We start from the raw sequence: 8,871 nt of genomic DNA on the forward strand, positions 1-8,871 counted from the left end.
GCGAGAGGCGTCGTGGCGGGTTCTGTCGCAGCGGCACTTCGACGTGCAGGTCATGGGCGGAGCAGCACTCCACTTCGGCAATATCGCCGAGATGAAGACAGGTGAGGGCAAGACTCTCACCTGCGTTTTGCCCGCATACCTCAACGCCCTCTCCGGTGGCGGTGTACATGTGGTCACGGTCAACGACTACCTGGCCAAGCGTGACTCCGAGTGGATGGGACGCGTGCACCGGTTCCTCGGCCTCGACGTCGATGTGATCCTTTCCGGAATGACCCCCGCCGAGCGTCGCACCGCGTACGCCGCCGACATCACGTACGGAACCAACAACGAGTTCGGTTTCGACTACCTTCGCGACAACATGACGCACTCGCTGGACGATCTGGTTCAGCGCGGTCACAATTTTGCTGTCGTCGACGAGGTCGACTCGATCCTCATCGACGAGGCTCGTACTCCGCTCATCATTTCCGGACCGGCCGACGCGTCGTCCAAGTGGTACGGCGAGTTCGCCCGCATCGTGCCGATGCTGAAGAGCGATGTTCATTACGAGGTCGACATCCGAAAGCGGACCATCGGCGTGCACGAAGCCGGCGTCGAGTTCGTCGAGGACCAACTCGGTATCGACAATCTGTACGAGGCCGCGAATTCACCGTTGGTCAACTACCTCAACAACGCCATCAAGGCGAAAGAGTTGTACACGAAGGACAAGGACTACATCGTTCGCGACGGTGAGGTCATCATCGTCGACGAGTTCACCGGACGCATCCTCGTCGGGCGCCGCTACAACGAGGGCATGCACCAGGCGATCGAGGCCAAGGAAAAGGTCGAGATCAAAGCCGAGAACCAGACGCTGGCGACGATCACGCTGCAGAACTACTTCCGGCTCTACGACAAGCTGTCGGGGATGACCGGTACTGCCCAGACCGAGGCCGCCGAACTGCACCAGATCTACGGATTGGGTGTCATCCCGATCCCGACCAATCGCCCGATGGTGCGTGTCGACAACGGCGACCTCATCTACAAGACCGAGGAAGCCAAATTCGACGCCGTCGTCGACGACGTCGTGGAGCGGCACGGCAAGGGCCAGCCGGTACTGATCGGTACCACCAGTGTCGAGCGCTCGGAGTACCTGTCCAAGCAGTTCACCAAGCGTGGTGTCGTGCACAGCGTTCTGAATGCGAAGTTCCACGAGCAGGAAGCGACTATCGTCGCCGAGGCGGGTCGTCTCGGGGCCGTGACGGTGGCCACGAACATGGCCGGTCGCGGTACCGACGTCGTACTCGGTGGTAACCCCGACATCCTCACGGACCTTCAGCTCCGGAAGAAGGGCCTCGACCCGGTCGAGACTCCCGAGGACTACCAAGCAGCGTGGGAGTCGACGCTCGAGACGGTGCAGTCGCAAGTCAAGGCCGATGCCGAGACCGTGCGCGATGCAGGCGGGTTGTACGTGCTCGGCACCGAGAGACACGATTCGCGGCGTATCGACAATCAGCTCCGAGGTCGTTCCGGTCGTCAGGGTGATCCGGGCGAGTCTCGTTTCTACCTGTCGCTCGGCGACGAGCTGATGCGTCGGTTCAACGGTGGCGCGCTGGAGTCGATCATGACGCGACTCAATCTGCCCGACGATGTGCCCATCGAAGCCAAGATGGTGTCCAAGGCGATCAAGAGCGCGCAGACGCAGGTCGAGCAGCAGAACTTCGAGATTCGTAAGAACGTCCTCAAGTACGACGAGGTGATGAACCAGCAGCGCACGGTCATCTACGAGGAGCGACGCCGCATCCTCGAGGGAGCCGACATGGAGGGCCAGGTCGAGGGCATGATCACCGATGTGATCACCGCCTACGTCAACGGTGCCACCGCTGAAGGTTACGTGGAGGACTGGGATCTCGAGCAGTTGTGGACCGCGCTGAAGACGCTCTACCCGGTCGGTCTCGACCACAAGGAGCTCTCGCACGAGAACGAGTTCGGCGAGAAGAGCGATCTCAGTCGCGAGGAACTCCTCGAAGCACTGCTGGCCGATGCTCGCGCTGCGTATGCCAAGCGCGAGAAGAGCATCGAGGAAGTGGCCGGTGACAACGGCATGCGTGAGCTCGAACGCCGAGTGCTGCTGTCGGTCCTCGACCGCAAGTGGCGTGAGCACCTGTACGAGATGGACTACTTGAAGGAGGGAATCGGCTTGCGCGCGATGGCGCAGCGCGATCCTCTGGTGGAGTACCAGCGTGAGGGTTACGACATGTTCCAGGGCATGTTGGAGGGGCTGAAGGAGGAGTCCGTCGGCTTCCTCTTCAACCTGCAGGTAGAGGCAACCCCCGCTCCTGCCGGACCAGCAGTGGGTGCCGGCCTCGCGGTCGCACCCGGTCTCGCCTCCCCCGTTGGGGCACAGTCACCCCAGCCTGCAGCACCCCAGCCTGCAGCACCCCAGTCGGCGCAGAAGACCGTGCCGAAGCAGGAGGCACCTGCCCCGGTGCCGAGTGCTCTACGGGCCAAGGGGTTGGACGAGCGGACCGAGGAGCGCTTGACGTTCTCGGGACCGGACGAGGACGGAGGGACCGCCGTGCAGCGCAGCGGTCGGCCGTCGACCGGGAGCGATGCGGGACAGCAGGGGACACGTAGGGAGCGCCGAGAAGCCGCTCGGGCCCAGACGAAGACCCCCAAGTCGTCACGGTCCAAGAAGAGGCGATAGCGCCACTCACACCACCCGAAGTGACGTGACAGTCCAGGTGGATCGTCGGGTGGCCGTCGGTCGAGTAGACGTTCGTAGTTCGAGTCGGGCGGCGACGGCGAACACCCGTTGGCCACGGTTGTAGGTGGCGAACACCTCGGCCGCATCGGGTGCTGCCCTGCTCACATGCACCTGCCGAAGGGATGCTGTTCCGAGTCGAAGCCCCGGCGGTCGCGTGCGAACGATGGTCTTGACCGACTCGACGACCCCTGGGGTGAACAGCTTGTCCATGTGGTCGGCCGGTCGACGACGATCGAGCACTTCCAGCAGCAGTCGGAAGGCTTGTTCCGCCCCCCGTCGCGCGTCGGCCAAGGGAAACTGCTCCGATGTGTCTCCCTCGCCTCCCTTCGGTCGGTGCGCTCTGGTGTCGACATGTGTGTCGGTGGGGTGCGTGGCGGACCCTGCGTGAAGGCCGAGGCTTCGAGGAAAGGGTCGACTGCGCCGATCGAGTCCGCACGCACGTGCACGGTGGGTGCAGTCGCTTTCGACGGGCGGCTCGTACGACGGCGCGCGTGCGAGGAAGGCGTGTCGAACCGGTTCGTGTCCCGTGTCCACCCGTTCCTCCTCGAGCTCGTGTGTGGTCTTGCGCGTTCGGACCATTCGTTCTCTAGAATTAAGACGGCGCCGATCGGCGCGCGGTTCCATCGGATCCACCTCGAATGGCTGTAGCCTTTCGGTTCGTCTAGGTTCGAGGACGACGGGTGGTCTCGGGCGCTGAGGCACTTCGACAGGTGTGGCTAGGAAGAGCGGGGAACCGGTACACGCGATGGCTAACAGGCTGACAACGCAGGATGCGTCGTTCTACTTTCTCGAGGCCAGCAGTACGCCGATGCATCTCGGATCGTTGGCGGTCTTCCGTACTCCTCGCAACGGCTTCAGCTACGAAAATCTGCTGTCACTCGTCGAGCAACGACTCGTTCTGGTTCCGCGGTACCGCCAGAAGGTCCGCGAACTGGCGTTCGGGCTCGCGCGCCCAGTGTGGGTCGACGACTCCGACTTCGATATCACGTACCACATCAGGCGATCTGCCCTCCCCAAGCCGGGCTCGGACGAGCAGCTGCACGACCTCGTTGCTCGGCTCACATCGAGGCCGTTGGATCGAACCCGTCCGCTGTGGGAGATGTATCTCGTCGAGGGTTTGAGCAAGAACCGATTCGCGATCTTCACCAAATCGCATTCTGCACTCGTCGACGGCGAGAAGTCGTTGGAGATCGGTCAGGTGATCCTCGACGCGAGCAAGAGCCCGCCGCCGATGGCCGAGGAACTCTGGATGCCTGCGCGTGAGCCGAGGGAGTCGGCGCTCGTACTCGACGCGATCACCGAGTTGATCGCATCCCCGAGCGAGGGAATCGAGGTGCTGCGCGGGGCCGCGAAGGGGGCGCTCGGCATTGCCGGAGGCGCGCTCGGCGCGGCGAGCAAGGTCCTGTCCGCGGTGCGCACCGCCGCACAGGTGGCACCGGCGAGCCCATTGAACGCACCCATTTCGAGGAATCGTCGTTTTGCCGTCGCGAAAACGGAACTGGCCGACTACCGCAAGATTCACACCCGCTTCGAGTGTTCGATCAACGACGTGGTTCTCGCGGTAGTGACCGGTGCGCTCAGGAACTGGCTGCTGTCGCGAGGTGAACCGGTGACCGCCTCGTCGACGATTCGCGCGATGGTGCCCATGTCGGTGTACGTGTCCGACCAGCAGGCCGGGGACGACGAGTACACCGACAATGCGCAGGCAAGCGAAGTCTCGTCGTTCCTCATCGATCTTCCCGTCGGGGAGCTCAATGCGGTGGTGCGGTTGTCGCACATCGCCCACGCGACCGAAGCGCACGCGAAGCAGGCCCCGGGCGTCACCGCACACACCCTGATGCGAATATCGGGTTTCGCGCCCGCGAGCCTGCACGCCATGGGTGCGCGGGCTGGGAGCCGGCTTTCGCAGCGATTGTTCAATCTGATCGTCACCAACGCGCCAGGCCCGCAGTTTCCGTTGTACGTCGGCGGCGCACGTATGTTGGAAATGTTCCCCGTATCACCGCTATTCGAGAACCAAGCTCTCAGCATCGGTCTGACGTCCTACGACGGTTTCGTATGCTTCGGTCTCAACGCCGACCGCGGTGCGATGCCGGACGTCGACGTCATCACCGCACTGCTGTTCGAAGCTCTCGAGGAGCTCGTCGACGCCAGCAACGATTCGAGAGTGTGAGGTACCAGTGAGGGTGTATGTCCCGGCGACGGTCGCCATGTTGCGGACGTTGGTCGCCGACGGTGAATTCCACCCTGTGAGCCGAACCGCTTTCGCCGTCACTCCGACTCTGCGCGAGTCCTACTCCTCGGGAGACGACGAGGAACTCGCCGAGGTCGCGATGAACGAGGCGGCCAGGGCGTCTCTGCGGCTGGTGGCCGCGGTACTGGAGGACGAGCAGGACGGGGTCGTCGACGGGGCTGTCGTGTTCCGTCGTGCGGTGATTGCGGCCGACGTCGAGGATCCGACACTTCGGCCCGATCTCGACGATGCCGTCGTACGTCTGAAGAATCCGTTGCGGATGAGCGAGGTCGCGTCCGTGCACGTCGACCTCGAAGGCGCGGAGGCGGCAGTGGAGAAGGCGGTCGCGGTGGTCGACGCGGCGGACATGGGCGATCCCGACGCCGAGTTCGTGCTGGGGGACGCGGAGGATCACAGTCTTGCGTGGTACGCCACGCAGGAACTACCGTTCCTGCTCGAGTTCTTGTAGCACGTCGAACCACCCGGTAACCTACGGTAGCGTAACCTTGAGGTCGGGCCTGAGTACATGAGGTCCGACGGGCGAATATCGGTGTGTCTCGAGCGAGGGGTATGAACTTTCCGATGGATCTCAAGAGGTGGTTGGAGGCCCCGGCCGCGGATGTATCCGCGCCCAAGCGCCCCAGGCTCAACATGCTTCGTGGTGCGATCACCAGAATCACCACACCGCTACTTCCCGACGACTACCTGCATCTTGCCAATCCACTCTGGTCTGCGCGTGAGCTGCGAGGCCGCGTTGTCGACGTGAAGCAGGAGACCGCGACAGCGGTGACCCTGGTGATTCAGCCAGGGTGGGGTTTCAACTTCGATTATCAGCCCGGCCAGTACATCGGAATCGGTTTGCATCTCGCTGGCAGCTGGCACTGGCGTTCTTACTCCCTTACATCGGCACCCAACTGGGACGAGAAGCTGATCTCCATCACTGTCAAGGCGATGCCGGAGGGCTTCCTGTCCAGCCACCTTGTCGGAGGAGTTCCGCAGGGCACGATCGTCAGGCTTGCCGCACCGAAGGGGAATTTCGCACTCCCCACCCCGCCGCCGGAGAAGATCCTCTTCATTACCGCGGGCAGCGGAATCACACCCATCATCTCGATGCTGCGCACGCTGGATCGGCATGGAGACATGCCCGACACGGTGCACATTCACTCGGCCCCGACCGAGGAAGAGCTCATGTTCGGCGCCGAACTCACTGCCATCGCCGAGGGGCATCCACAGTTCACGTCCCATGTTCAACTGACTCGCTCGGACGGCAAATTCGCATTGGCGTCGCTCGACAAGCTCTATCCCGATTGGCGCGAGCGCGAGACGTGGGCCTGCGGTCCGTCGGGACTGCTCGAGGAGATCGAGCGGGTATGGAAGCACGAGGGCATCGAGGACAAGTTGCACCTCGAGCGATTCGAGATCGCTCGCGCCGATACGTCCGGCAAGGGCGGGAAGGTGACGTTCTCGAAGTCGGACAGGTCGGCGGACGTGGACGGCGCCACCAGCCTGCTGGAAGCCGGCGAGAATCTCGGCGTCCAGATGCCTTTCGGATGTCGCATGGGAATCTGCCAGACATGTGTAGTACCGCTCACTGCGGGGCATGTTATCGATCTACGGTCCGGCAAGGAACACGGCGAAGGTGATCGTATCCAGACGTGCATATCGGCGGCAGCCGGCGACTGCACCCTGGAGCTCTAGCAGTCCGCAGACGAGGGTTACACACACGGACTTCTGAGAAAGTTCGGTTACCCTTGCTGGTGGCGGATTGTCGCGAACAAGTACTCGGGCTGACGCCCACGACTTTCGGAGGACCACGATGGCCATCACGGACATCAAGGAATTCGCTCACTTGACCGAAGAGGACTTGGAAGCCTTCGGTCGTGAACTCGATGCGGTCCGCCGCGACATCGAGGACTCGCGAGGCGAGAAGGATGCCGCGTACATCAGGCGGGCCATCAGGCTTCAACGGAGTCTCGAGCTCGGGGGTCGAATCGTGTTGCTGGGCAGCAAGTACCGGCCTGCATGGCTCGCGGGTACTGCACTGCTGAGCTTGGCGAAGATCATCGAGAACATGGAGCTCGGTCACAACGTGATGCACGGGCAGTGGGACTGGATGAACGACCCGGAAATCCACTCGGTGTCCTGGGAGTGGGATCAGACCGGTCCGTCCGAACAGTGGAAGCGTGCCCACAACTACTCGCATCACACCTATACCAACATCGTCGGCATGGACGACGACATCGGTTTCGGTATTCTGCGGATGACGCGCGACGAGCCGTGGAAGCCGATCAATCTCCTTCAGCCACTTGCCAACGTGTTGCTTGCCACCACGTTCGAGTGGGGCATCGCACTGCACGACCTCGGTGCTCAGAAAGAGCTCGACGGGGAACACCAGAAGCGATTTTGGGATTCGCCGTCCAACCGCGCTTTCGCGCGCAAGATCGGTCGCCAGGTAGGCAAGGACTTCGTCCTGTTCCCGGCGCTCACCGGACCGGCATGGTAGAGCACGCTCACTGCGAATGCGACCGCCAACCTCGTCCGCAACCTGTGGGCATACGCAGTGATTTTCTGCGGGCACTTCCCGGACGGCGCAGAGAAGTTCACGGTGGGGCAGTTCGAATCCGAGACCCGCGCCGAGTGGTACCTGCGGCAGATGCTGGGCAGCGCCAATTTCGAGGCCGGCAAGGTGATGGCGTTCATGAGCGGCAACCTGTGCTATCAGATCGAACATCACATGTTCCCGGACCTCCCGAGCAATCGCTACGAGGAGATCTCCGAGAAAGTGCACGCTTTGTGCGAGAAGTACGACCTTCCGTATACGACAGGATCGCTCGGGAAGCAGTATCTGCTTGCCTTGCGGACCATCCACAAGCTGTCGCTTCCGGACAGTTGGCTACGTGCGACGAGTGACGATGCACCCGAGACGAGTTCGGAGCGAAAGTTCCGAACCGGGGACGCGCCGGTCGTGCACGCTCTTCGTATCGATCCGTTGACGGGCAAGCGGCGCGGGCTTCGCTCGGCAATCGCGGAGGCACGGGTATCTCTGCGCAACGCGAAGAAGGAAGCCAAGCGCCAGGCAAAGGTGCAACGAGACCGAGTGAAGTCGATCACAGCCTCGGAGACGTAACCTACGCGACCGTAGGTTACGGTACAGTAGGGACGGAACGTGCACGACGTGCATCACCGTCGACTGCCAGGAGGGCTGTAACCCGTGGCGATATCGGACATCAAGGAATACGCACATCTGACCGACGCAGACGTCGAGGCGCTCGGCGTCGAACTGGACGCCATTCGCCGTGACATCGAAGCATCGCGTGGAGAGCGAGACGCTCGATACGTTCGCAACACGATCCGGCTGCAGCGATCACTTGAAATCGGTGGGCGCGCAGTGCTGTTCGCGAGTCGCAAGCGTCCAGCGTGGCTGCTCGGAACCGGCATGCTCGGAGTGGCGAAGATCATCGAGAACATGGAGCTCGGGCACAATGTGATGCACGGGCAGTGGGACTGGATGAACGATCCGGAGATTCACTCCACATCGTGGGAATGGGACAACACCGGTCCATCGGCGCACTGGAAGCAGACCCACAACTACATTCACCACAAGTACACCAACGTGCTCGGCATGGACGACGATGTCGGCTACGGGCTGCTTCGTGTCACCCGCGACCAGCGTTGGAAGCCGTTCAATCTCGGTAACCCGGTGTACAACCTGCTGCTTCAGCTGTTCTTCGAGTACGGCGTGGCGCTGCAGCACCTCGAGCTGGGCAAGGTGGCCAAGGGCCGAGTACCACGTGACGAGTTCGAGCAGAAGCGGCGCGAGGTCCTCGAGAAGGTCGGCAAGCAGATCGCCAAGGACTACGTCCTCCATCCGCTGATCACCGGTCCGGCCTGGAAGAGC

At 62.5% G+C, this 8,871-nt stretch carries 6 protein-coding genes and 1 pseudogene; 6 read left to right on the forward strand and 1 reads right to left on the reverse strand.

Features of this window, described 5'->3' with window-relative positions; all coding sequences use genetic code 11:
• On the forward strand, window positions 1–2,680 hold a 2,680-nt coding region (secA, locus tag A2J03_RS02000; RefSeq protein ID WP_068369034.1), incomplete at its 5' end, for a preprotein translocase subunit SecA.
• A gap of 6 nt (window positions 2,681–2,686) precedes the next feature.
• Here the strand turns inward: secA and A2J03_RS02005 are convergent.
• The gene (locus A2J03_RS02005) at window positions 2,687–3,274 is read right to left on the reverse strand and encodes an Rv3235 family protein (protein WP_068369043.1); all 588 of its coding nucleotides are present in this window, start codon (window positions 3,272–3,274) and stop codon (window positions 2,687–2,689) included.
• Window positions 3,275–3,485: 211 nt separating this feature from the next.
• On the opposite strand from A2J03_RS02005, the gene A2J03_RS02010 reads away from it, so the two are divergent.
• From A2J03_RS02010 to A2J03_RS02030, 5 genes and pseudogenes are all read left to right on the forward strand, one after another.
• Entirely contained in the window at window positions 3,486–4,913 is a 1,428-nt protein-coding gene (locus A2J03_RS02010; protein WP_068369037.1) for a WS/DGAT/MGAT family O-acyltransferase, read from the forward strand.
• Window positions 4,914–4,920: 7 nt separating this feature from the next.
• Window positions 4,921–5,442, forward strand: coding sequence for a DUF6912 family protein (locus A2J03_RS02015; RefSeq protein ID WP_068369040.1), 522 nt, complete (start codon window positions 4,921–4,923; stop codon window positions 5,440–5,442).
• 113 nt (window positions 5,443–5,555) lie between these two features.
• Window positions 5,556–6,671: a ferredoxin reductase gene (locus A2J03_RS02020; RefSeq protein WP_068369045.1), complete on the forward strand. Its 1,116-nt coding sequence runs from the start codon at window positions 5,556–5,558 to the stop codon at window positions 6,669–6,671.
• A gap of 118 nt (window positions 6,672–6,789) precedes the next feature.
• Window positions 6,790–8,100: pseudogene (locus A2J03_RS02025) on the forward strand (fatty acid desaturase family protein).
• An 84-nt stretch (window positions 8,101–8,184) separates the two neighbouring features.
• Window positions 8,185–8,871, forward strand: a 687-nt coding sequence (locus A2J03_RS02030; RefSeq protein ID WP_442971312.1) for a fatty acid desaturase family protein, incomplete at its 3' end; no start/stop codon positions are given.

It is taken from the genome of Rhodococcus sp. EPR-157, from assembly GCF_001647195.1.
Taxonomy (GTDB): domain Bacteria; phylum Actinomycetota; class Actinomycetes; order Mycobacteriales; family Mycobacteriaceae; genus Rhodococcoides.

Bases quoted from the DNA above. Each gene is read 5' to 3' on its own strand.
- A2J03_RS02010 (WP_068369037.1), top strand. From the start codon at position 3,486: ATGGCTAACAGGCTGACAACGCAGGATGCGTCGTTCTACTTTCTCGAG.
- A2J03_RS02020 (WP_068369045.1), top strand. From the start codon at position 5,556: ATGGATCTCAAGAGGTGGTTGGAGGCCCCGGCCGCGGATGTATCCGCG.